This window comes from Methylobacter marinus A45, assembly GCF_000383855.1.
Classification (GTDB): Bacteria; Pseudomonadota; Gammaproteobacteria; order Methylococcales; family Methylomonadaceae; genus Methylobacter; species Methylobacter marinus.
In genome coordinates, this window is the sequence record NZ_KB912877.1 from 1877086 (window position 1) to 1899456 (window position 22371).

At 57.5% G+C, this 22371-nt stretch carries 20 protein-coding genes; 19 read left to right on the plus strand and 1 reads right to left on the minus strand.

The genetic code is table 11. From position 1 onward, the window contains the following. Positions 1 to 124: 124 nt before the first annotated feature. From METMA_RS0108665 to METMA_RS0108725, 13 genes are all read left to right on the plus strand, one after another. Positions 125 to 2197 carry a TonB-dependent receptor plug domain-containing protein gene (locus tag METMA_RS0108665; protein ID WP_020158687.1) on the plus strand — a complete coding sequence of 691 codons (2073 nt, stop codon included), beginning with the start codon at positions 125 to 127 and terminating at the stop codon, positions 2195 to 2197. Between the two features lie 6 nt (positions 2198 to 2203). After that, positions 2204 to 2983 (plus strand): DUF3450 domain-containing protein, encoded by a 780-nt coding sequence (locus tag METMA_RS0108670; protein WP_232216337.1) that lies wholly within the window; start codon positions 2204 to 2206, stop codon positions 2981 to 2983. Beyond that, positions 2980 to 4320 (plus strand): MotA/TolQ/ExbB proton channel family protein, encoded by a 1341-nt coding sequence (locus METMA_RS0108675; RefSeq protein ID WP_020158689.1) that lies wholly within the window; start codon positions 2980 to 2982, stop codon positions 4318 to 4320. The genes METMA_RS0108670 and METMA_RS0108675 overlap by 4 nt, the downstream gene beginning before the upstream one ends. Before the next feature lie 2 nt (positions 4321 to 4322). Next, positions 4323 to 4829, plus strand: coding sequence for a MotA/TolQ/ExbB proton channel family protein (locus METMA_RS0108680; RefSeq protein WP_020158690.1), 507 nt, complete (start codon positions 4323 to 4325; stop codon positions 4827 to 4829). A 10-nt stretch (positions 4830 to 4839) separates the two neighbouring features. Continuing rightward, positions 4840 to 5247, plus strand: coding sequence for an ExbD/TolR family protein (locus METMA_RS0108685; RefSeq protein ID WP_020158691.1), 408 nt, complete (start codon positions 4840 to 4842; stop codon positions 5245 to 5247). Further along, positions 5244 to 5966, plus strand: coding sequence for an energy transducer TonB (locus METMA_RS0108690; RefSeq protein WP_020158692.1), 723 nt, complete (start codon positions 5244 to 5246; stop codon positions 5964 to 5966). The genes METMA_RS0108685 and METMA_RS0108690 overlap by 4 nt, the downstream gene beginning before the upstream one ends. Beyond that, a complete protein-coding gene (locus tag METMA_RS0108695) occupies positions 5963 to 7213 on the plus strand; it encodes a tetratricopeptide repeat protein (RefSeq protein ID WP_020158693.1) in 1251 nt (416 codons plus the stop codon). The genes METMA_RS0108690 and METMA_RS0108695 overlap by 4 nt, the downstream gene beginning before the upstream one ends. Before the next feature lie 1632 nt (positions 7214 to 8845). Continuing rightward, positions 8846 to 9112 carry a hypothetical protein gene (locus METMA_RS0108700; protein ID WP_020158694.1) on the plus strand — a complete coding sequence of 89 codons (267 nt, stop codon included), beginning with the start codon at positions 8846 to 8848 and terminating at the stop codon, positions 9110 to 9112. A gap of 14 nt (positions 9113 to 9126) precedes the next feature. After that, positions 9127 to 9318, plus strand: a complete 192-nt coding sequence (hemP, locus tag METMA_RS0108705) for a hemin uptake protein HemP (RefSeq protein ID WP_020158695.1) — start codon at positions 9127 to 9129, stop codon at positions 9316 to 9318. A gap of 90 nt (positions 9319 to 9408) precedes the next feature. Continuing rightward, a complete protein-coding gene (locus METMA_RS0108710; protein WP_020158696.1) occupies positions 9409 to 10284 on the plus strand; it encodes an energy transducer TonB in 876 nt (291 codons plus the stop codon). A gap of 4 nt (positions 10285 to 10288) precedes the next feature. Then, entirely contained in the window at positions 10289 to 11023 is a 735-nt protein-coding gene (locus METMA_RS0108715; RefSeq protein WP_020158697.1) for a MotA/TolQ/ExbB proton channel family protein, read from the plus strand. Beyond that, positions 11023 to 11451 carry an ExbD/TolR family protein gene (locus METMA_RS0108720; protein WP_020158698.1) on the plus strand — a complete coding sequence of 143 codons (429 nt, stop codon included), beginning with the start codon at positions 11023 to 11025 and terminating at the stop codon, positions 11449 to 11451. The genes METMA_RS0108715 and METMA_RS0108720 overlap by 1 nt, the downstream gene beginning before the upstream one ends. A gap of 138 nt (positions 11452 to 11589) precedes the next feature. Beyond that, positions 11590 to 13773: a TonB-dependent siderophore receptor gene (locus METMA_RS0108725; RefSeq protein WP_020158699.1), complete on the plus strand. Its 2184-nt coding sequence runs from the start codon at positions 11590 to 11592 to the stop codon at positions 13771 to 13773. A 125-nt stretch (positions 13774 to 13898) separates the two neighbouring features. On the opposite strand, the gene METMA_RS28030 is transcribed toward METMA_RS0108725, so the two are convergent. Next, positions 13899 to 14027 (minus strand): hypothetical protein, encoded by a 129-nt coding sequence (locus METMA_RS28030; RefSeq protein ID WP_020158700.1) that lies wholly within the window; start codon positions 14025 to 14027, stop codon positions 13899 to 13901. 32 nt (positions 14028 to 14059) lie between these two features. On the opposite strand from METMA_RS28030, the gene METMA_RS0108735 reads away from it, so the two are divergent. The 6 genes from METMA_RS0108735 (at position 14060) to METMA_RS27470 (ending at position 22068) form a co-directional block, all read left to right on the plus strand. After that, positions 14060 to 15667 (plus strand): pyridoxal phosphate-dependent decarboxylase family protein, encoded by a 1608-nt coding sequence (locus METMA_RS0108735; protein ID WP_020158701.1) that lies wholly within the window; start codon positions 14060 to 14062, stop codon positions 15665 to 15667. Next, positions 15660 to 16985 (plus strand): lysine N(6)-hydroxylase/L-ornithine N(5)-oxygenase family protein, encoded by a 1326-nt coding sequence (locus METMA_RS0108740; RefSeq protein ID WP_020158702.1) that lies wholly within the window; start codon positions 15660 to 15662, stop codon positions 16983 to 16985. The genes METMA_RS0108735 and METMA_RS0108740 overlap by 8 nt, the downstream gene beginning before the upstream one ends. A gap of 14 nt (positions 16986 to 16999) precedes the next feature. Beyond that, entirely contained in the window at positions 17000 to 18163 is a 1164-nt protein-coding gene (locus tag METMA_RS0108745; protein WP_198014486.1) for an MFS transporter, read from the plus strand. A gap of 45 nt (positions 18164 to 18208) precedes the next feature. Further along, positions 18209 to 20623 (plus strand): GNAT family N-acetyltransferase, encoded by a 2415-nt coding sequence (locus METMA_RS0108750; protein ID WP_020158704.1) that lies wholly within the window; start codon positions 18209 to 18211, stop codon positions 20621 to 20623. Positions 20624 to 20713: 90 nt separating this feature from the next. Beyond that, complete coding sequence (locus METMA_RS0108760; protein ID WP_020158705.1) at positions 20714 to 21895, plus strand: PepSY-associated TM helix domain-containing protein; 1182 nt, start codon at positions 20714 to 20716, stop codon at positions 21893 to 21895. Next, entirely contained in the window at positions 21892 to 22068 is a 177-nt protein-coding gene (locus METMA_RS27470; protein ID WP_020158706.1) for a hypothetical protein, read from the plus strand. The genes METMA_RS0108760 and METMA_RS27470 overlap by 4 nt, the downstream gene beginning before the upstream one ends. Positions 22069 to 22371: the final 303 nt, after the last annotated feature.

The window sequence follows — 22371 nt, forward strand, 5'->3', positions numbered from 1 at the left end:
CGGCCAAGCCGGTTTTTCCCGGGTTTACCCCTTTCTTCAGCTATAAAATTCAACTATGAAATTAACAAAATCTATTTCGTCGCATTTGATAGCTATTCCTTTTGTTTTACATGCGCCATCTTTAATGGCCGAAGAGAACGAAGAAGAGACCGTCGAGCTTGAACGCATGGAAATCCGGGGGGAAATCATTCGCCCCAACATGACCGGCGTGCTGCCTGAGCAGGGCGGCATCAACGACGCGGCGCATTTGCTGCAAAGGGTGCCGGGCGGCAATGTCAACGGACTCGGGCCGTTATCCGGCATTGCCCAGTACCGCGGGTTGTACGGCGACCGGGTGAATGTCGATTTCAAAGGCATGAACTACAAACCGGCCTGTACCAATCAAATGGACGCGCCATTGAGCCATGTGCCGGCGGCCATGACCAGTCTGTTAAAAGTCTATCGCGGCATCGCGCCGGTCAGCAGCGGCATCGAAACCATCGGCGGCGCTATCGTCCAGGAAACCAAGCGTCCGGAGTTTAATGAAGACGGCACGCTGCTGGACTGGACCGGCAAGTTCTCCGCCGGTTTCAATAGCGCCAACGACGGCTGGTACGGCGCGTTATACAACGGCCTGACGACCGAGAATCACCGTCTGCATGCCTACGGCAGCAAGGAATTCGGCAACGATTTCAGGTATCCCGGCGGCGAAAACACGCCGACCCGGCATGACCGCGAAGCGGCCGAAGTCGGTTACGGCTTTCGTTATCGGGAGCATGTTTTCGATCTCGATTTTAACTATAACCATACCCGCCCGACCGGGACCCCGGCACTGCCGATGGATATTGTCCTGTCCGAAGGCGGCATCCTGACCGGCTCCTATGAAGGCAAAATCAGCGATGACATCAACATCAAGGCCTCCTATAACTATCAGGATATCCGTCATACCATGGATAACTTCAGTCTGCGGCAAGTCGCGGGCGCAACCCCCATGCAGCGCAACCAGAACCGGCGCCTTTCCACCAATTACTCCGACGGCTTCGGTTACAGGCTGGCGATCGATTTTCCGCTGCTGTCCGGCACCATGACCGTCGGCGCCGACGGCGATAATGCCAATCATGATGCCCTGGTGACCAACCCAAGCAATTCGGCTTTTTTCATTCAGAATTTTAACGGCGCGGAACGCGACCGTTACGGTTTTTTCTCGGAATGGGTCGTATCGCCGGTTCAGGATTGGACCGTGGAACTGGGCGCGAGGGTCAACCATATCGAAATGGACAGCCGGACGGTGTCCACCAGCCAGACGTCAAATTTAGCCTTGCCGGCAGCCGCGCGCCAGAGATGGCAAAGAATCGCGGATAACTTTAACACTCAAAACCGTGCCAAAACCGATTTCAATTACGATCTGACCGGCGTGATTCGCCATAATCTGACCAGCGAACTGGAAGTGGAAGTGGGATTTGCCCGCAAAACCCGTTCGCCGAGTTATCAGGAACGTTATTTATGGGCGCCGTTCGAAGCGACCGGCGGCCTGGCCGACGGTTATCTGTACATCGGCGACCTGAATCTGCAGCCGGAAAAATCCTATCAAGGCGAACTGGGCTTTACCTGGCGTAAAGGCTCGCTGTATTTTGCCCCGCGGGCGTTTTACCGCTACGTCGACGATTATATTCAAGGCGTTGCCGCGCCGGATGGCGATGCCAAGGCACTCGCGGCCGGACAAAACCCCAAACCCCTGCTGCAATACGCCAACATCGACGCCATCCTGTACGGCACGGATGTGGAAGCCGGCTTCAGGTTCATGGAAAACTGGCGGGTCGACGGCATGATCAGCTACGTCAAGGGCGACCGGGCCGATGCCGACGACAACCTGTACCGTATCGCGCCCCTGAACGGCTTGATTTCGCTGTTTTACGAAGACGTGAAATGGAAACTGGGCACCGAGGTTGTCGGTTACTGGCGGCAGGGCGATGTTTCCAAGTTTAATCAGGAAGTTAAAACGTCCGGTTACGCATTGTGGAACATCCGCGGCCAGGCCGAGCTCTATAAAGGCCTGCAACTCGGCGTCGGTGTTGAAAACCTGCTCGATAAGGAATACCGTGTCCACCTGAACGGCCTGAACCGTGCCATCGACAACATCGAAAACGGAACCGCTATCGGGGAACGGCTGCCCGGAGTAGGTCAAAATGTTTATGTCACCTTGAATTATGAGTGGTAGTTGTTAGTGAAAACAAAACGTAGGTTTCGATTAAAACCGGGTTTGCTCGGGCTTTGCCTGTTGTTTGCAGCATCGGCCGCGGCGCAACAAGCCGTCGACAAAGCCCTGCAGGAACAGTTATCAGCCCAGAAGCAAGGCACTCAAACGCAAAAACGCGTCGATAAATTAGACGATCAGACTCAGGCGATGCTGGAAGAGTATCGCAGCGGCACCCTGAGGCTTGAGGATCTGTCGGCTTACAACACCCAAATGGAACGCCTGATCGACGACCAGAAAGCCGAGATGAGCAAAAAAGAAATCCAGATGCGCGATATTGTCGAAATGGAACGGCAAATCGCGCCTTTTTTGCAGCGGATGATCGATGTATTGGCCGAATTCGTGGCCCTGGACACGCCGTTTCTGCCCGACGAGCGGCAACAGCGACTGCAGCAGCTGACACAGATGATGCACCGGTCTGACGTCTCGGTCACCGAAAAATACCGGCGGATCATGGAGGCGTATCGGGTCGAGGCCGAATACGGCCATACCCTCGAAGCCTACCAGGGTACGCTGAACGGCGACGGCGAGCCGCGTTCGGTCGAGTTTTTGCGGCTGGGCCGGGTCGGCCTGTATTACCTGACGCTCAAAGGCGATGAAGGCGGTTACTGGCTGCGTTCGAGCAAGCAATGGGTGCCGTTGGACGCGTCCTTGCGCGAATCGCTTGAAAAAGCCATCCGCGTCGCGAAAAAACAAACGCCGCCCGATCTTCTCATTTTGCCGATCATGGCCCCGGAGGCTAAGCCATGAAGCTGTTCAAACTGCTTTGCATCTTTTTACTGGTCTCTTTAAGCCATGCCGCACAGGCCGCCGCGACGCTGGACGAACTGGTGTCCCGGGTGCGCCAGGAAGCCGGAAAGGATCTCCGCTACGATGAGGAGCGCGAACGCCGTTTCATCAAGGAACGAAACCAGCAGCAAGCCCGGCTTAACAGCCTGCGCGCCGAACTGGCGGAAGCCGATAAACGTGCCGATGCCTTTCGTGCCGCCTACCAGGAAAACGAGACCAGACTCGCCAAGCTGGACGGGCAAATTGCCGCTCAAGCGGGCGAGCTGAACGACTTGTTCGCGATGGTACAGCAGAACGCCGCCGAAGTCGGCTCGCTGCTGGACCGCTCGCTGATTTCCGCGCAAGACCCGGAGCGCGGCGCGTTTCTCGACAAAGTCATTCAACGCGAATCCGCGGTTTCGATGGAGACGCTGCAGAATCTATGGCTGGTCCTGATCGATGAAATGCATGAAACCGGCAAGGTCGCGCGCTTTACAGGCCCCGTGATCACGCTGGAGGGCGAGGAAAAAATGCAGACCGTGACGCGCATCGGGGCTTTCAACGCCGTCGCCGACGGCAAGTTCCTGCGCTTTTTGCCCGACAGCCATAAACTGGTCGAGCTCGCCCGGCAGCCGGCGCCACGCCATCAGCGCATGGCCCGGGAACTGGAACAAGCCGAGGACGGCTGGCGCACGATGGCCGTGGACCCGTCCAAAGGCGCGATTCTGGCGCTATTGGTGCAGTCCCCCGACCTCATCGAACGGATCAACCAAAGCGGCGCCATCGGTTACCTGATTCTGGCCATCGGCGTCGCCGGCTTGCTGATCGTCTTGTGGCGCGGCGCGGTTTTGACCACGGCCTGGCGGCGCATCAAAAGCCAATTGCTTGAGCAAGAGAATCTCGACAACAATCCGCTGGGCCGGCTCAGGAACAGCGTTGCCACGGTCCCGGCCAGAAGCAGCGAAATCCTGGCCGCGCGCCTCGATGAATCGGTCAGCCAGGAAAGCAGCCGCCTGTTTTTCGGCCTGACCTCATTGACGGTCTTCGCCGCCGTGACGCCGCTGATGGGATTGCTGGGCACCGTGATCGGCATGATCGAGACCTTTCAGTCCATTTCCCTGTTCGGCACCGGCGATCCGAAATTGATGGCGGGCGGCATTTCCTACGCCCTGGTGACGACCCAGCTGGGCCTGGCGGTCGCCATCCCGCTATTGCTGCTGCAAAGCTTCCTGCATGCCCAGGCCAACCGCATCGTCGAAATCCTCGATCAACAAAGCAACCGTTTGTTTGAGCAGCACGATCAGACGCTGGAACCCTGAGCATGGAAAAGGTACTGAATTTCTTCGATCAAGGCGGCGGCCTGCTCTGGGCGATTCTGGCGGTTTCCGTGCTGATGTGGATGCTGATTCTGGAACGGTACTGGTTTTTTTATTTTCAGCTGCCCCGGTTGAAAGCCGAACTGCTGGAATACTGGCGGAACCGTTCCCCGTCGATCCCGCATTTTAACGAGCAGCGTTTAAAGGACAGCCTGACCTCGCAGTATTTCAAGCAAGTGTTTCGCGGATTGAAAACGGTCGACATCTTGACCCAGATTCTGCCGCTGCTGGGCCTGCTCGGCACCGTTTCCGGCATGATCAAGGTTTTCGAGGTCATCAATGCCTTCGGCGCGGGCAATGCCCGGGGCATGGCGGCCGGCATTTCCGAGGCCCTGATCACCACCATGGCGGGACTGATTACCGCGTTGTCCGGCCTGTTTTTCGCCGCCAGTCTCGAATCCCGCGCCCGACATGCGCGCGAACGGTTCACCGCTCAATTAACCGATCAATGAGATAGCGATCATGCAACGTCAACACACCCGCCCGCCCAGCTTCGGCGCCGGACTCAACGTCACACCGCTGATCGACATGGTGTTCATCCTGCTGATCTTTTTTGCGGTCAATTCGTCCTTCGTCAAGGAAACCGGCGTCGAGGTCGACCGGCCCACCGCGCAGAGCGCCGAGCGCCAGGACCAGGCCGGCATCCTGATTTCCGTGACCCAAAACGGCGAGATCTGGATCGAGCAGCAGCAGGTCGACGTGCGCGCGGTACGCGGCCATGTTGAACGGCTGCATGCCGAGGCGCCGGAAGCGTCGGCGTTGATCCTGGCCGACAAGCATTCGGAAACCGGCATCGTCATGCAGGTTCTGGATCAGGCCAGATTAGCCGGCATTGCCAATGTTGCGGTCGCGGCGACTGAAGAACTATGAGACTGGCGCTGATTTTTTCCGCCGCATCGGTGATCAATCTGTTGCTGTTCTGGTTCATGATCCAGATGGTGACCGCCGAACACGGCAAGCAGTGGGTCAGAACCACCGATGCGCGGTATTTCGACTTTGTCCGGCAACGGCCGAAGCCGGAGACGCTTGCCCGTTCGCAGAGAAAAACACCGCCGAAACCGGAGCCGCAAGCGCCCGAAACTTTTTCCGAGCCGATGGCGCGGCAAGCGCCATCGGCCGAAAACTTGCGTGCCTTGCCGCTGCCGGCGCCGGCGTTAAAAGTGGAAATACCGGCCAGCGCCCGGATGAATATCGGCACCGGCCCCAGCCTGCCGCCCGTGATCAGCGGCGGCGGCCGAAGCAAAACCGGCGCGCTGGGCCGGCTGCCCGGCGCCGGCAGCGGCAGCGGACCGGCCGCGCCGGCCTTTATCATGGCGGACAGACTGACCGCCATTTCGCGCGTTCAGCCGCTGTACCCCGAAAAATTGCGCTTTCGCAGAATAGAAGGCGAAGTGGTCGTGGAGTTCACCGTGACTCCGGAAGGCACCGTGTCCGACCCGACCATCATCAGCAGCAAGCCTGCCGGCAGCTTCGACCGGAGCGCCTTGCAGGCGGTTCGCCGTTGGCGTTTCAAGCCGCACCGCGATGCCCAGGGCAATCCGATACCGGTTCGCGCGCGGCAGATTTTCAGCTTTACCCTAGACCGATGACTTATTCTCTCTCCCGCCTGTTTTTGCGTTATCTCGGCGTCCTGTTCCTGATCGTCTTCAGTGGGCCGGGCCGGCCCGCTGAAAAAGCCGTCAGCGAAGACACCTACAAGGTCCTGAAAGAGGCCGACGACTTCTTACGCCAGGGCCAAGCCTCCCAAGCCTTGCGCCAACTGCGGGCATTGCAGCCCCAAACCCGGGACAAACCGTTCGATCAGGCCGTCGTCCAGCAATATCTGGCTTACGCCCACGCTGGCGCCAACGATTTCCGCGCCGCCCGGCAAGCCGCCAAGGCCGCGCTGGACAGCAAGCAGTTGGACGCCGACGCCGAACACGGGCTTCATTATCTTGCCGGACAGGCCGCTTTTCAGCTGGAAGCCTACCGGGACAGCGTCTCCCATCTGGAGCAATGGCTGCAAAGCGAGCCGAAAGCCGATGCCGACATCCATTACATGACCGGTTATGCCGCTTACCAGGCGAAATTGACGCAATCGGCCATCCGCCATCTGGAAAAAGCCGTGGCGCTGCAAAAAACGCCGCCGTCCGAATGGATTCAATTATTGCTGTCGCTTTACATCGACCGGAAGGATTATGCGAAAGCCGAGCCCATCGTGAAGCGACTGATTGCGAGTTCGCCCGACAAACGCGAATGGTGGCGTTACCTGAGCAGTCTTTATGCCCAGCAAGACCGCTACGACCGGGCGCTGTCGACAATGATGATGGCCTATTACCTCGGCGAGGTCCGGCAAGAGGATGTCCTGCAACTGGTCAAACTCCATGCGCAGCAGGGTTATCCGGTCAAAGCGGCCCGAATGCTGGAGGCCGAACTGGAGAGCAAGCGGATTCCCCGCAATTACAAAAATCTGAAATTATTGTTCAGTTGCTGGCAATTAGCGCGCGAGCATAAACAGGCCAGCAGGATTCTGACCGAAGCGGCCGCATTGGCGCCAAACGGCGAGGATTTCATGCTCTCGGGCCGCCTGGCCATGCAGCGCGGCGACTGGACGGCGGCCAAAAAGGAATTTCAGAAAAGCCTGCGCAAAGGCGGTTTGAAACGCGAGGAATTTGCCCGGCTGTGGCTGGGCGTGGCCGCTTTCAAATCGGAGGATGAATCATTGGCCCGGCAATCGCTGGAACCCTTGCTGGGCATAGCGAACGTCAAGCAGGAAGCGGCCTTCTGGCTGGAGCGTATAGAAAAAGCGAAACCGTCCCACAACCCTCCGCACCAGCCCGATCACCCCAGCAGTTAGCGCCGGCCAGCGTATCCGCATGATGGCCGTATGGCGGATCAATCGTATGGTGGATTTGCCTTGGCAATCCACCGACAAACGAAGCCTCGAAACCGTGCTATTCCGCACCTGCTTGAAATGGCGGTTTGCTGCGCGAAACCGCCCTACGCTGCTGAATAAGAATATCCGCCCCCCCGAAGGACAGCCAAAAATGCTCGCCACTTCATCAGTTATGCAATGGAGTGCGAATTAGAGTAATCAGCCGTTACCTGAAAAATAAAGTAGGGTATGCATTGCGTACCTTTTCCAGTGGTTCCGGTGAAAGTCATCCCAACTGACAGAGATAATACTTTCCCACTCTCTCCCGCGTGGGAATGAAGACCGCCGCTGAACTGAGCACCGGTATGGGTTCCCACGCAGGAGCATGGGAACCAGAAACACCTCGTTGCTCATCCTCGTTCCCACGCTCCCGCGCTCGCCGTTATACACAAGTATCGGTAAACTTGCTAAACAGAGTTCGTCGTATACCTGGAAACGGTGCTGTTTGATAAATCTGCGGATATTGAACATCAGTGGCTTCGAAATCGCGACGAAGGCGTCGCTCCCACAAGGCTGTGGGAGCGATCCCCAGATCGCGATTTCGAAGTCGGGAACGTTGGGCGACAAAAAATGGTATCGAAGCCTCATTAGCTAAGATTGCAAAACAGTAATTTTTGACTTATGTATAACGATGAGCGCTCCCGCGTAAGAATGCATACCGAAGCCGAGGAAAGAATATCCGCTCCCAAAGAACCATGGTAGCCAGGAACGTTCGCCACTTCATCAGTTATGCAATGGAGTGCGAATTAGAGTAATCAGCCGTTACCTGAAAAATAAAGTAGGGTATGCATTGCGTACCTTTTCCAGTGGTTCCGGTGAAAGTCATCCCAACTGACAGAGATAATACTTTCCCACTCTCTCCCGCGTGGGAATGAAGACCGCCGCTGAACTGAGCACCGGTATGGGTTCCCACGCAGGAGCATGGGAACCAGAAACACCTCGTTGCTCATCCTCGTTCCCACGCTCCCGCGCTCGCCGTTATACACAAGTATCGGTAAACTTGCTAAACAGAGTTCGTCGTATACCTGGAAACGGTGCTGTTTGATAAATCTGCGGATATTGAACATCAGTGGCTTCGAAATCGCGACGAAGGCGTCGCTCCCACAAGGCTGTGGGAGCGATCCCCAGATCGCGATTTCGAAGTCGGGAACGTTGGGCGACAAAAAATGGTATCGAAGCCTCATTAGCTAAGATTGCAAAACAGTAATTTTTGACTTATGTATAACGATGAGCGCTCCCGCGTAAGAATGCATACCGAAGCCGAGGAAAGAATATCCGCTCCCAAAGAACCATGGTAGCCAGGAACGTTCGCCACTTCATCAGTTACGCACGAATGAATTCGCACCTACGCGACCATGCATCCTCGTCAACTCGTTCCCACGTGCCCGTGTAAAAAAAGCATAAAAAAAATGCTTGCCGTAACAAATGATAATCATTATCATTTACATAAGGCGATGATTTGACCTCTCGCTGTTTTCGTTTAACGCACCTGTCTCACCGAACAGCGTGCGTTAAACACTTTTTTCAATCGACCATCACGAGGAGCAGCGCACCATGCTTGAAGATCAATCGACTGCCGCGCGCATCGAACTGACCCAATTGCACGCGACGACCTGTCTGTCGATGACGCAGTTCATCAACGGCCGCCATTGCCCGAAACTGGCTCATTCGATCGTGCATCAACTAGGCCTGTTGCTGGCGCATCCGCAGCTGGCGCAGGTCTCGGACAGCCGTGAGTTGTACCGGCAATTGCTGGAACATTGGCAAAAAGTCGCCGCGCAATTACGGGAACAACGCGAGCCGCGGCCTGTTTATCACTGACAATCCGACCTTTTATGAATAACAAGAACAATAGGAACATCCACCGTCAAAGCATCGTGATTGTCGAACAGGAATCCGTTCCTGAGCGGCGCCGGGTCAGCAGCAGCGAACTGTTCGGGGCACAAAACGAAATCCTGATCGATCACCATGACGACGAATACCGCCTGCGCATCACCAGCAACGGCAAACTGATTTTGACCAAATAATTTTATCCGCTTCCCCCAGCGGCATAGCCAGCGCCCCAGCCCCATCGGGCCAGGAAGCCAGCAATTTTTTTATAAACCGCGAGGTACGCCATGTCCGTACAGGCTAAAAAAATTATCAATTTTCCGGAGTCCGCGGCCAGAGCAGCGCTATCGGTTTGCGCCGAGGCGCCGCATTACGGATCACTCTGCGCCGGCAATCATCCTTTACCCGCGGCTAAGTCATTCAACCGGCGCCTGAGCACATTGCCGGCCTGCCGATGGAGCGAAGGCTTGATCGGTTTGTGCGTCGCGCTGGTATTTCATCTGGCCTGGCTTGCCGCAGCGCCGACATCCGAAGCGCCGGAGCCGATAACACCGCCAACCCCTATCCAGGTCTCCCTGATTTCATCCCCGCAGCCGCGCGCAGAACCGGCAAAGCCCGCACCGCCAAAACCCCAGCAAAAGCCGAAACCGGTGGTCAAGCCAAAACCCAAGCCCAAGGCCAAACCGCACAAGCCGGCGCAGGCCAAGCCGAAACCACTGCTTTCCTCATCGAACAGCACAGCGGCTATCAATGCCGCGGAAAAGACGCAAGCCGCTCAAACACCGGTTGAGTCCAGCCCGCCACCGGCTCCCGCCGCGACCACAACGTCACCGACAACATCGACGGCCACCCGGGGCGCGCCGGCGGAAGCGGCACCGGTAACCCTGCCGCACCTGAATGCCAATTATCTCGATAACCCGCCCCCCGCCTATCCCAGGATTTCGCGCAGGCTGGGCGAACAAGGCAAAGTGCTGCTGCGCGTCAAGGTTAATACCGACGGCACCGTCGCCCAACTGTCCGTGCGCCAGACCAGCGGCTTCGATCGCCTGGACCAGGCGGCGCTGAAGACGGTCAAGAACTGGCGCTTCGTGCCCGCGCGCCAGGACGGACGGGTCGTACCGGCCTGGGTCGTCGTTCCTGTTTCATTTTCACTTAAAGGATAAGCTCATGGATTTCAAAGACAACCTCACTCATTTTCTGGCCCAAAGCGATGGCGTCGGCCAGACCCTTTTTGGCCTGCTGGTCACCATGTCGGTCGCCAGCTGGTATTTCATCGTCGTCAAAGCCTGGCAAGGCGCCTTGATGCGCCGGCATTCGGCGCGGTTTCTGCAAATTTTCTGGGACGCGGCCTCGCTGGATGAAGTCGCCCGTTATCTGGAAGACCATGCGCCGAAAGAACCGTTTGCCTATTTAACCCGGCATGCCATGACCGCGGCCCGGCATCACGCCGCTCATGGCGCGCAGCGTCTGCACGAGGCTGGCTCCGCCACGGAGTTTCTGACCCGTTCGATGCGCCGGGCGATCGACGAGGAAACCGCGCGCCTGGAATGGGGCTTGACGGCCCTGGCCTCGATCGCCAGCACCGCGCCTTTCGTCGGCCTGTTCGGTACGGTCTGGGGCGTCTATCATGCCCTGCTCGGCATCGGCCAAGGCGGAGCCGCGACCCTGGACCAGATTGCCGGCCCGGTGGGCGAGGCGCTGATCATGACCGGCCTGGGCCTGGCCGTGGCGATTCCGGCGGTATTGGCCTACAACGATTGCGCGCGCGCCAATCGCCTGGTGCTGGCCAGGCTGGATGCCTACGCGCATGACCTGTTTGCCTTTCTGACCACCGGCACGCCCATGGGCGTGCCGTCATCCGCCGCCCGGCCAACGGCGGCCGTTGTTTCAGGAGGTGCGTGATGGCCTTCGGCAACTTCGACCAAAGCAAAAGCCAGCACCCGGTTTCGGAAATCAACATGGTGCCGTTGATCGACGTGATGCTGGTGCTGCTGATTATTTTCATGATCACCGCGCCGCTGATGACGCATGCCGTCAAAATCGACCTGCCGCAAGCGTCGAGCACACCGCAGGCGACCGAAACCGAACATATCGCGCTGTCCATCAACGGCGAAGGACAGTTATTCTGGGATGAAGCCGGCGTCACGCGCGAACAGCTCAACGAGCGCCTGCGGCAGATCGCGCAGCAGTCGCCGCAACCGGAGCTGCATGTGCGCGCCGACCAGGCCGTGCCGTACCGGTTTGTCGCCGAAGCCCTGGCCGATGCGGCCAAGGCCGGCGTCACGCGTATCGGTTTCGTGTCCGAGCCGGAGCAATCCGGCGCACACTAAGGAACAATCACAACATGACTTCGCCACCCCTTTCGCCTTCGGGCGAGGGGTGAGGCTATAACTGATAAACCAGCCACCCAGCGTCTCCTGCCAGGCAGCTTTTTACTTCATTTAAAAAGCGATACCAAGGGAAAACGCATGTCGAAAAAAAATTTGTCTTTAAAAGCGGCAACGATTGGCTGCAAATGGCGCCTGAGTCCGCTGCTGCCGCTGGGGGCGGCGCTGAATGGCCTGGCGATGGCCGCCGAGCAGCCCGTTGCCGTCCCCGCAACCGACGAACAGGAAATCACGCTGCCGGCCGTCAAGGTCAAAGCCGCGCGCGGCGAGGAAGCCGGCAGCTACGTGGCCGATACCTCGAGCGCGGGCACCAAAACGGACACCCCGCTCATCGAGACGCCGCAGTCGATCTCGGTGATTACCGATGATCAGATGGAAGCGCAGAACGTCAGTTCACTGGCCGAGACCTTGCGTTACACGCCGGGCGTTCAGAGCGAGCCTTTCGGGTTTGAGCCCCGTTATACCCAGATCAAGATGCGCGGTTTCGATGCCACGGAAACCGGTCTTTACCTGGATGGCCTGAAACTGGTCAATCCCGGATTTGCCGTCAGCTATAACCTCGAACCGTTTGGCGCGGAACGCGTTGAAGTACCGCGCGGCCCCGCGTCCGTGCTGTATGGCCAAGCCAGCGCCGGCGGCCTGGTCAATTATGTGTCCAAACGGCCCTCGTTCGACCCGTTCGGCAGCATCAAGTTTGAAGCGGGTTCGTACGATCATTACCAGGGCGAACTCGATGTCGGCGGCGCGCTCGATCAAGACAAAACCCTCGCCTATCGGCTCACCGTGCTGGGCCGGGACAGTGATACCCAGGTTGATTACGTCAAGGACAACCGCATTTACATCGCGCCGTCGCTAACCTGGAAACCCAGCGCCGATACCACGCTGACTTTTTTAAGCCACTATCAGAAGGATGAAACCCAGTCCTCGCAACGGTTACCCATCCAGGGCACTTTATACGGCAATCCCAACGGTAAAATCCCGACCAGCACCTTCACCGGCGAACCGGATGTCGACCGCTATGACCGGGAACAGTTTGCCGTCGGCTATTTGTTTGAACACCGTTTCAACGATCACCTGACGCTTCGGCAAAACACCCGCTATTACAACACTGAAATCGATGTCCGCAGTGTCTATGCCGCTTTCCTGCAGCCGGACCAGCGCACCATCGGCCGTTATTATTACGAGATAGACGGCGAGGCACGCGGCTTCAGCCTCGACAATCAGGCGCAGATCAAATTCGCAACCGGTTTCGTGGACCATACGGTACTGGCGGGCCTGGATTTTCAACACACGGACGCCACCAACGTATTGCCATTCGGCGTTGCTCCGGACCTGGATATTTATAACCCGGCTTACGGGGCCGGCGTCCCGGCTCCGTTCCCCAGCACAGACGAGGCGATCACGCAGAATCAAATCGGGCTTTATCTTCAAGACCAAATCAAACTGGGCGAGCACTGGCGCGTGTCGTTGGGCGGGCGCTACGACATGGCGGAAAGCGAGACCGAAGACCGGCTCGGCGGCACGCGGACCCGCCAGGACGACAAGGAACTGACCGGCCGCGCCGGCCTGGTGTATGTCGCCGATAACGGCTTGGCGCCTTATTTCAGCTATGCGCAGTCGTTTCTGCCGGCGCTGGGCACCGATCTGGTCACGGGAACGCCGTTTAAGCCCGAGACCGGGGAACAATACGAGTTCGGCATTAAATACCAGCCGAAAAACCAGAACAGTTTCATTTCCCTGGCCTATTTCGATCTCACCCGGGAAAACTTCCTGACTCTCGATCCCGTTTCATTCCAGAGCGTCCAACGGGGCGAAGCGCATTCCAACGGCGTCGAACTGGAAGGCCTCGCCAGCTTTGACAACGGCCTGAATCTGACGGCCAGTTATAGCTATCTGAATGCGAAAGTCACCAAGAGCTCCTTTGCCAGTGAAGTAGGCGAGCCGTTGGAGTATGTCCCCAAGCACAAAGCCACCTTGTGGGCCGATTACACCGTGCCGTCCGGCATGGCCAAGGGCTGGGGCATAGGCGGCGGCGTGCGCTATATCGGCACCTCGTTCGGCAACACGTATTACGACAGAAACACCACGGAAATACCGGGCTACGTGCTGTTCGACGCGACCATGCATTACCAATGGAACCAGATCAAGCTGGTTTTCAACATGCAGAATGTCCTCGACAAGGAGCATGTCACGACCTCATTCGACGACTTCACCACCTACGGAGCAAGACGCATGGTAACCGGTTCCATTCAATACAGTTTCTGAACCGCTACGCGGTAAGGCCCGCTTTACCGCTAAGGATCCGGTCGTAACTAATTTCCCTGTTTAAACATAGGATGCGCCGACGGCAGGAGGCGCATCGTTCGCGAGCTAATTTCAGGAAGTTATTTTCAGCCAAATCCTAAACCGCCAGCATCAAGATCACCGCGCGATGGCTTGACCACGGATTTGCCCGGCTTCACCAAGGGCAGTTCCGCAACCGGCGCGATGATCCGGCCAGCCGACCTTTGTTTAACCATTAAGCAATCCACTTTCAACCAGAGGTAAGCCTATGAACGCCGACACTTTAAAGCTGCAACCGGTAAACACGCCCAGCGAACCTGGGCAGGATAAATCCCGGCTCGCCAGCTTTATTTTCCATGAGAAGAATTTACACCGCTATAAGAACGCCCTGTTGCAGGGCATTGAGTTGATACAAAAAAGCCTGTCAGCCGTCGACAAACCGTTCAGCGGCATTCTGCCGCGCGAACTGGCGGCTCAATTTAACTCGGTCGACCTGGATCACGCCTGCGCCCGGTTTGACGAGGCCCTGGCGGAAGTTGAGGAACTGTACCTGGCGCATGCCGTTTATTTTCATCATCCCCGCTATGTCGCCCACCTCAACTGCCCGATTGTGCTGCCGGCTATTTTGGCCGAACTGCTGCTGACTTCGATCAATTCCTCGGTCGATACCTGGGACCAAAGTGCGGGCGGCACTTTCATCGAACAGAAGCTGATCGACTGGACGGCGGAAAAAATCGGCCTGGGCGCGCGGGCGGATGGCATTTTTACCAGTGGCGGCACGCAATCCAACCTGATGGCGATGCTATTGGCGCGCGACCACATCTGCTCGAAGACATGGCGGCATCACGACAATAAAACGCAGGGCTTGCCGGAAGATTGCCATAAATTGCGCATTTTCAGTTCGGAGCTCAGCCATTTCAGCATCCAAAAAGCGGCCGCGATACTGGGCCTGGGTTATGACGCGGTGGTGCCGGTTGCTTGCGACCGCTATTTCAAAATGGATGTCCGGGCGCTGGCCCAGGCGATCAAGGACTGTCTGGCGCAGGGCTTGATCCCGATGGCCGTGGTCGCGACCGCCGGGACCACCGATTTCGGCAGTATCGATCCCTTGCCGGCAATCGCCGGAATATGCCGCGCCCACGGCTTGTGGCTGCATGTCGATGCCGCTTACGGCTGCGGCCTGCTGGTGTCGCCGAAATTCCGGCATTGGCTGGCCGGCATCGAGTCCGCGGATTCGGTCACGGTGGATTATCACAAGTCATTCCTGCAACCGGTCAGCTGCAGCGCGTTTCTGGTAAAAGACCGGCGGCATCTGGCCGTTGTCACGTGCCATGCCGAATACCTGAACCCGCTCAGCCAGGTCCGTGAGGGCACGCCGAACCTGGTCGATAAAAGCCTGCAAACCACCAGGCGCTTCGATGCGCTGAAACTCTGGCTGACACTGCGCATGATGGGGGCTGACCAGATCGGCGCCGCGTTCGACCAGGTCATTCACCTGGCGAAACAGACGTATTTGCTGTTGCTGTCGGAGCCTTGCCTCGAGGTGCTCCATCAGCCGCAGCTCAGCACGCTGGTGTTTCGCTATCGCCCGTCCGGGCAATATCAGGAAGCAGACCTCGATGCGCTCAATGCCGCTATCCGCAAAGCCCTGTCAAGATCCGGCGAGGCGCTCATCGCCAGCACCAAAGTCCAGGGAAAACAGTATCTTAAATTCACCTTGCTGAACCCGTTGACGACCATTCAGGACATGCAGGCCGTGCTTAAATTAATCAAATACCATGGGCAAAACCACTTCAATTCAGGCGCCGACAGCGCCGGCCAGCCGGCCTGCCAGGCCGTCGGACAGGCCATCATCAAGGAGAGCTGCGATGCGTGAGACAACTTACGATGTGATCGGGATCGGCGTAGGCCCGTTTAATTTGAGCCTGGCCTGCCTGATGGAACCGATTAGAGGCTTGAACAGCCTGTTTTTGGAGAAAAACGCGGGATTTAACTGGCATTCGGGGATCTTGCTGCAAAATGCGCACCTGCAAACGCCGTTCCTGTCCGATCTGGTCACGCTGGCCGATCCGACCAGTCCGTTCAGCTTCTTGAATTACATCAAGGAACAGGGCCGGATATACGCGTTTTATATCAGGGAAAACTTCTTTCTGATGCGTAGCGAATACAACCAGTATTGCCAATGGGCCGCGAGCCGGCTGGGCAATATTGCCTTCAATACCCGGGTCGAACACATCGAATTTTGCGCCAGCCTGGGCTGTTATGTCATCCGGGCGCGATGCACGGACACCGGCCAAAGCAAAATTTACCATGCGAAAAAGCTGGTTCTGGGCACCGGAACCGTCCCGTACATGCCGGGTTGCTGCCGGGAAATAGCCGACCGGGCGATCCATTCATCGGCCTATCTGCCGAACAAGAAAGCGCTGCAAGGCAACCAGTCGATTACGGTTCTGGGCAGCGGGCAAAGCGCCGCTGAAATTTATTACGACCTGCTGCAAGACATTGATGTGTATGGTTATGAATTGAGCTGGATTACGCGTTCGCCCCGGTTTTTTCCTCTGGAGTACAACAAACTGACGCTGGAAATGACCTCGCCGGAATACGTCGATTATTTTTTCCAGCTGCCGGCGGACACCAGAGCGCGTTTGATCCGTGAGCAAAAAAACCTGTACAAAGGCATTAACGGCGCCCTGATTAACGATATTTACGATCTGATGTACGTCAAGCGCCTCAGCCATGACATCCGGGTCAACCTGTTCACGAATACGGAATTGCAGGCCGCCGCCTTCAATCCGGATGATCAGCATTTTGAACTGACAGTGCATCAAAACGAGCAAGAAGTCCGCTACGGCCATCGCACGCAGGGACTGGTGCTGGCGACAGGCTACAGTTACCAGTTACCGGCGTTTGTGGCCGGCATCGCCCCGCGCCTGCGATGGGACGAACAGGGCCGGTTCGCGGTCAACCGAAATTACAGCATAGACCGGGACGGCACGGACATCTTTGTACAGAATGTCGGACTGCATACGCACGGCTTCGTCACGCCGGATTTGGGCATGGTCTGTTACCGCAATGCCTGCATTATCAAAGCCGTCACCGGCCAGGAACACTACCCCATCGAACAAAGCATCGCGTTTCAGCGGTTTTCGGCGCCGGCGGAAAAAATCGTACTTTCCGGATCGGAAGCGGGTTAAACATGACTTCGACAGTGAAATTTTCTCTCGTGGCCATGATTGCGGTCTCGGTGGTGAGCGATGCCATGTTGCTGCCGTTTTACCCGCAGTTCTTCGAGGCCGTGTTTTCCGTTACCGAACCGCGGCAGGTCGGCTTTTACCTGGGGGCGACCTGCTTTGTGGTGATGCTGGCGTTTCCGCTGTGGGCACGGATCGCCAGATCCGTACCGGTCATCAGGCTGCTGATTTATACCCAGTTCGCCGCCGGGGTATTGAGCATTCTGTGCCATGAAGCCGAAACGTTGCGGGACTTCTGGCTGGTTTCGCTGCTGATGCTGGTATTCAAAGCCAGCTATCTGCTGATTTACCCGCATATCATGCGCTTTGAACAACAGGAAAAGCACAGCGGCACGATCGGGCTGCTGTCGGTCATCGTGCATTTAGGCGCCATAGTCGGCGCCGGCGCCGGCGGTTTCGTGCTGCAGTGGTTCGAGCCGCGCCAAGTCTTTCTGCTGATGGCGGCCGGCGACTTCGCGCAGATGTTTATGTGCGTTTTCCTGCTGGGAAAAGCTGAACCGACCGCCCGGGCCGAGCCTCGGGAACAACCGGCACCGGCAACCGGCCGGCCGGCTTCAGGCCGGGTTTATAAGCTGGGCCTGATCATGCTGCTGTTTTATTTCAGCATCTGGCTGGTACGGCCTTTCTTCTCGCGCTACTGGCAGTCCATTTCCGCCTGGGACGGCGAGATTGTCTCCGGCCTGGTATTCGCCATACCGGGCGTAATGGCCTTTCTGGCGCTCTGCCTCAAGAACCGCGCGATCGGCAAGACCGGCCTTGTGCCGGCGGTCTTTTCAGGCATTTGCGGGCTGCTGCTGCAAGCCTCGCAACAGGAAGCGGTCGTGCTGGCCGGCCGCTGCCTGTACGGCTGGGCCCTGTTTCATGCCACGGTGCGCCTGGATTCGCTGTTATTCGCCATCAGTACGCCCGCCTCCTACGCGGCGGACTTTAGCAAAATCTATTTCTTTCAAAGCCTGGGCGCGCTGCTCGCCTTCTTCAGCATCGGTCCGCTGGTCGCTTCCTGCGACCTGCAAATGCCTTTAATCGCGGGCGCATCGGGATGGTTATTGACCGTCCTGCTATACAGCCTGCTGTTTAAAGCCGGGTCGAAATCGGCCGCTGCCGTGATGAAAACCTCATGAAGCGAATCACGCCCCATTACACCAACTAATAACGAGCCACAATACATGGATAACGATACTTTCAACTTCAAAAAACATGTGCCGGCGATCGGCACTTTCCGCTTGCGCCCCTTGCAAATTCCTCAGGATATCGACCGGATACAGGATTGGGTCAATCGCGAGTATGCCCGTTACTGGGGATTGCAGGGCCAGTCTGTGGCGCAGGTTGAAGCGGAATACAGAAAAATAACCGCGCAGGCGGAGGTGTTCATGGGCTATTGCAATGACCGGCCCGCTTTTCTGCTGGAATGCTACGATCCCGGACACGCCGAAGTGGGCAAGCATTATGCCCGGCAGCAAGGCGACCGGGGCATGCATGTACTGGTTGCCCCGGCCGAGCGCCCGATAGCCGGTTTCACCTGGTCGGTGTTTACCGTCATCATGGACTTTATCTTCAGCGATCCCGAGGCAAAGCGCATCGTAGTGGAGCCGGATATCCGCAACGACAAAATCCATGTGTTGAATAAACGGGCGGGATTCGACTATCAAAAGACCATCAGCTTATCCGACAAAACCGCCTGCCTCGCCTTTTGCACCCGAGAGCAGTACCAAGCCGCGCTGAACCGGGAACACCATGCCCTGCGCACGGCCATCGCCGCATCGCCCCAGCAGGCGGTCAGCCATTTGCAGGCAGAAGGCTGGGCCAAAGTGAACCTCCTGCATGTTTGCAAGGCCATCAGCGAGTTCGCGCACGAACGGCTGATCCATCCCGAACTGCGGTTCTCGGAAGACGGCTGGGGGCACTATCGGCTGAAGACCGACCAGCCTGACATCGAATACCGCTTTCGGGCGCAGGTGATGAGCCTGGAACATTGGCGCATCGACAAGGATTCCCTGGAAAAACGGGTCGGCGGCGACAAGATGCCTGCGGATTCGCTAAGCTTCATCATGGAAATAAGCCGGACGCTGGCTATTGATCCGGCCATGCTGCCCGCTTACATGGAAGAGATTACCAGCACACTGTATAGCGCCGCTTACAAGCACGGCAAACAGGGCGTCGAAGTCGCTGACCTTATCCAGGCTGATTTTCAAACGCTCGAAACCGCCATGATGGAAGGCCATCCTGTGTTTCTGGCCAATAACGGCCGGATCGGCTTCGATGCCGTCGACTACCGCGTTTACGCGCCCGAGGCCGCCGCGCCGGTCAAGCTGGTCTGGCTGGCGGTGCATAAAAGCAAAGCGGAATTTTCCTGCGCCGATGATTTGTCCTATCAGGCATTAATGGACCAGGAACTGGGGGCGGCGAACCTGGAGAAATTTAGCCATTGCCTGGAACGGCAAGGTCTGGCCGCGGATCAGTATTGGTTTATGCCCGCCCATCCCTGGCAGTGGTACAACAAACTGGCCGTGATCTTCGCCGCCGATATCGCGGCCCGGTACTTGGTCTGCCTGGGCTACAGCGAGGACACGTATCTGGCCCAGCAGTCGATCCGCACCTTCTTCAATATCAGCCATCCCGGCAAACGCTATGTGAAAACCGCGCTGTCAATTCTCAACATGGGCTTCATGCGCGGGCTTTCGCCTTATTACATGAGCGCCACGCCCGCCATTAACGACTGCATCAACCGCTTGATTGAACAGGACCCCTATCTGGCGGAAAAAGGCTTTCGCATCCTGCGCGAAGTGGCCGCCATCGGTTATCGCAATGCTTATTATGAGACGGCCATGACCTGCGACAGCCCCTATAAAAAAATGCTGGCGGCGTTGTGGCGGGAAAGCCCGTTGCCCCGGTTAAAGCCGGGGCAACGCTTGATGACCATGGCCGCGCTGCTGCATGTCGATGCCCGGGGCACGGCGTTATTGCCGGCCCTGATCAAGTCATCCGGCCTCGATACCACGGCCTGGCTACGGCAGTATCTAGACGGCTACCTGAGCCCCCTGCTGCACTGTTTCTACGCCTACGACCTGGTTTTCATGCCGCACGGCGAGAACCTGATCCTGGTATTGGAGAACGATGTCCCGGTCAGCACGATCATGAAAGACATTGCCGAAGAAGCCGCGATCATGAACCAGGACATCGTGCTATCCGAGAAAGTGCGGCGTTTATCGGTATCGGTGCCGGAAGAGTTGAAGATTCTGTCGATCTTCACCGACTTTTTCGATTGCATTTTTCGCTATCTCTCCCACATTCTGGTTGAACAGGGCGATTACGCGGAACACCGGTTTTGGCGGCAGGTCGCGGACTGCATCCTGGACTATCAACGCGCGCATCCGGAACTGGCGGATAAATTCGCGCGCCACGACCTGTTCGCGCCTGAATTCCTACGCTCCTGCCTGAACCGGCTGCAACTGGGAAACAACCGGCAAATGATCGATCTCGCCGATCCGGCCAAAAACCTGAAATTCGCCGGCACGCTGAAAAATCCTATCGCGGCCTTCAAGCCCCATAAAAGCAAACCTGAATTGCCGGAGGAGTGCTGATGGCTGAGCACTGCGCATTGACCGCCATTAAGATGCCGCGGGCAGCCATGGCCGCGATGATCATGCACCGGTTCGCGCGGTAGCCGTCCCATGTCGAATCGAGATTCAATAAAGCCCTGGTATCAGGTCCATAAATGGACGAGCCTGATTTGTACCCTGTTCGCGCTGCTGTTGTGTCTGACGGGACTGCCGTTAATCTTCGCGCACGAGATCGATCACGCGCTGGGGTTTCAGGTTGAGCCGCCGGCCCTGCCTGAGACCGGGCAACGCGCGAATCTGGACGATATCATCGCGGATGCCAAGACGCGCAAGCCCGGTCATGCCGTGCAATTCCTGGTCTGCGATCCCGACGAGCCGGATTTGTGGTCTGTACGGCTGGGGGTCACCGCCGACGCGCCGGAGCCATCGGCCTTCTACAGCTACGACGCGCGCACCGGCGAATTCCTGCACGAATACCCGCTGCGGCAAGGCTTCATGAATGTATTGCTCAGGCTGCATGTCGATTTGTTTGTCGGTTTGCCGGGCATGCTGTTTCTGGGCTTCATGGGGTTGCTGCTGGTCATTTCGCTGATATCGGGCACGGTGCTGTACGGTTACTACATGCGCAAAATCCGTTTTGGCAGTATCCGCCGAAGCCGGTCCGCACAGGTAAAATGGCTGGACCTGCATAACCTGCTCGGCATCGTGACGCTGGTCTGGCTGCTGGTCGTGAGCGTTACCGGCGTGATCAATACGCTGTCGGTTCCGATATTCGACCGCTGGCAGTCCACGGAGCTGGCGGAAATGACGGCGCCTTTCCGCGGCCGGCCGCCGCTTGCCGGTATCGTCTCGGCGCAACGGGCGCTTGATGCCGCCGGTAATGCGGCACCCGGCATGACGCTCGGTTTCATGGCTTTTCCGGGCAATGACTTCGCCAGTCCGCATCATTTCGTCGCCTTCATGCAGGGCGCGACGCCCCTGACTTCCAAAATGCTCAAACCGGTACTCATCGACGCGCAAACCGGAAAAGTAATCGCGCAACGCGATCTGCCGGGCTATGTCAGCGCCCTGCTGGTTTCGCAGCCGCTGCATTTTGGTGATTACGGCGGCCTGCCGCTCAAGATCCTCTGGGCAGTGTTGGATATTCTCAGCATTGTGGTGCTGATAAGCGGCTTGTACCTGTGGCTGAAAAAGCACAAGGTCCCGTTCGAAACGCGGCTGGGCATGCCGATGAACGAAAAGCCGGAGGCGGCATTGCCGATCAGCGCCCCGAAACAGGCGGATGGCCAATGAAAAAGCCGTTAACCGGGCTGCAAATTTGGGGAGCGCCGATCCTGCTGGCCATGATCAGCGCGATCGGCCTTATTGCCGCCCTGCTTCATGACGGTATCGGCGATATGGCGTCCTGGATTGCCCTTGCCGTGCCGGTCGTGGCCGTGCTTTGGCACGCTGGCCGGCGAGCCTGATCCAGGCAAGCTATTCACTGGCCGATAGGTGCCAGAGGAATTCATAAATCCGGTAGGGTACGCATTTATGCCCTTTAGGGTAGTGCGTACCTTTTGGGATGGCATTCACCGGAACCGCTGGAAAAGGTACGCGATGCGTACCCCACCGGATTTTTTCAGGCAGGCTTGTCAATAACAAAACTCGGTTTTCACAACAGTCGTTGCTTTCAAGTAACGGCTGATTGCTCTAAAAATGACTTTCTGAAATCGCGAACGATGCGCCTCCTGGCGCCGGCATATCCTATGTCTCTGACGAGTTGGGAT

Coding starts and splice junctions, on each gene's coding strand:
- METMA_RS28030 (WP_020158700.1), bottom strand. CDS start 14,027: ATGGTTAAACAAAGGTCGGCTGGCCGGATCATCGCGCCGGTTGCGGAA.
- METMA_RS0108700 (WP_020158694.1), top strand. CDS start 8,846: ATGCTTGAAGATCAATCGACTGCCGCGCGCATCGAACTGACCCAATTG.
- METMA_RS0108750 (WP_020158704.1), top strand. CDS start 18,209: ATGGATAACGATACTTTCAACTTCAAAAAACATGTGCCGGCGATCGGC.
- hemP (WP_020158695.1), top strand. CDS start 9,127: ATGAATAACAAGAACAATAGGAACATCCACCGTCAAAGCATCGTGATT.
- METMA_RS0108685 (WP_020158691.1), top strand. CDS start 4,840: ATGCAACGTCAACACACCCGCCCGCCCAGCTTCGGCGCCGGACTCAAC.
- METMA_RS0108665 (WP_020158687.1), top strand. CDS start 125: ATGGCCGAAGAGAACGAAGAAGAGACCGTCGAGCTTGAACGCATGGAA.
- METMA_RS27470 (WP_020158706.1), top strand. CDS start 21,892: ATGAAAAAGCCGTTAACCGGGCTGCAAATTTGGGGAGCGCCGATCCTG.
- METMA_RS0108760 (WP_020158705.1), top strand. CDS start 20,714: ATGTCGAATCGAGATTCAATAAAGCCCTGGTATCAGGTCCATAAATGG.
- METMA_RS0108735 (WP_020158701.1), top strand. CDS start 14,060: ATGAACGCCGACACTTTAAAGCTGCAACCGGTAAACACGCCCAGCGAA.
- METMA_RS0108695 (WP_020158693.1), top strand. CDS start 5,963: ATGACTTATTCTCTCTCCCGCCTGTTTTTGCGTTATCTCGGCGTCCTG.
- METMA_RS0108675 (WP_020158689.1), top strand. CDS start 2,980: ATGAAGCTGTTCAAACTGCTTTGCATCTTTTTACTGGTCTCTTTAAGC.
- METMA_RS0108725 (WP_020158699.1), top strand. CDS start 11,590: ATGTCGAAAAAAAATTTGTCTTTAAAAGCGGCAACGATTGGCTGCAAA.
- METMA_RS0108680 (WP_020158690.1), top strand. CDS start 4,323: ATGGAAAAGGTACTGAATTTCTTCGATCAAGGCGGCGGCCTGCTCTGG.
- METMA_RS0108715 (WP_020158697.1), top strand. CDS start 10,289: ATGGATTTCAAAGACAACCTCACTCATTTTCTGGCCCAAAGCGATGGC.
- METMA_RS0108740 (WP_020158702.1), top strand. CDS start 15,660: ATGCGTGAGACAACTTACGATGTGATCGGGATCGGCGTAGGCCCGTTT.
- METMA_RS0108690 (WP_020158692.1), top strand. CDS start 5,244: ATGAGACTGGCGCTGATTTTTTCCGCCGCATCGGTGATCAATCTGTTG.
- METMA_RS0108710 (WP_020158696.1), top strand. CDS start 9,409: ATGTCCGTACAGGCTAAAAAAATTATCAATTTTCCGGAGTCCGCGGCC.
- METMA_RS0108720 (WP_020158698.1), top strand. CDS start 11,023: ATGGCCTTCGGCAACTTCGACCAAAGCAAAAGCCAGCACCCGGTTTCG.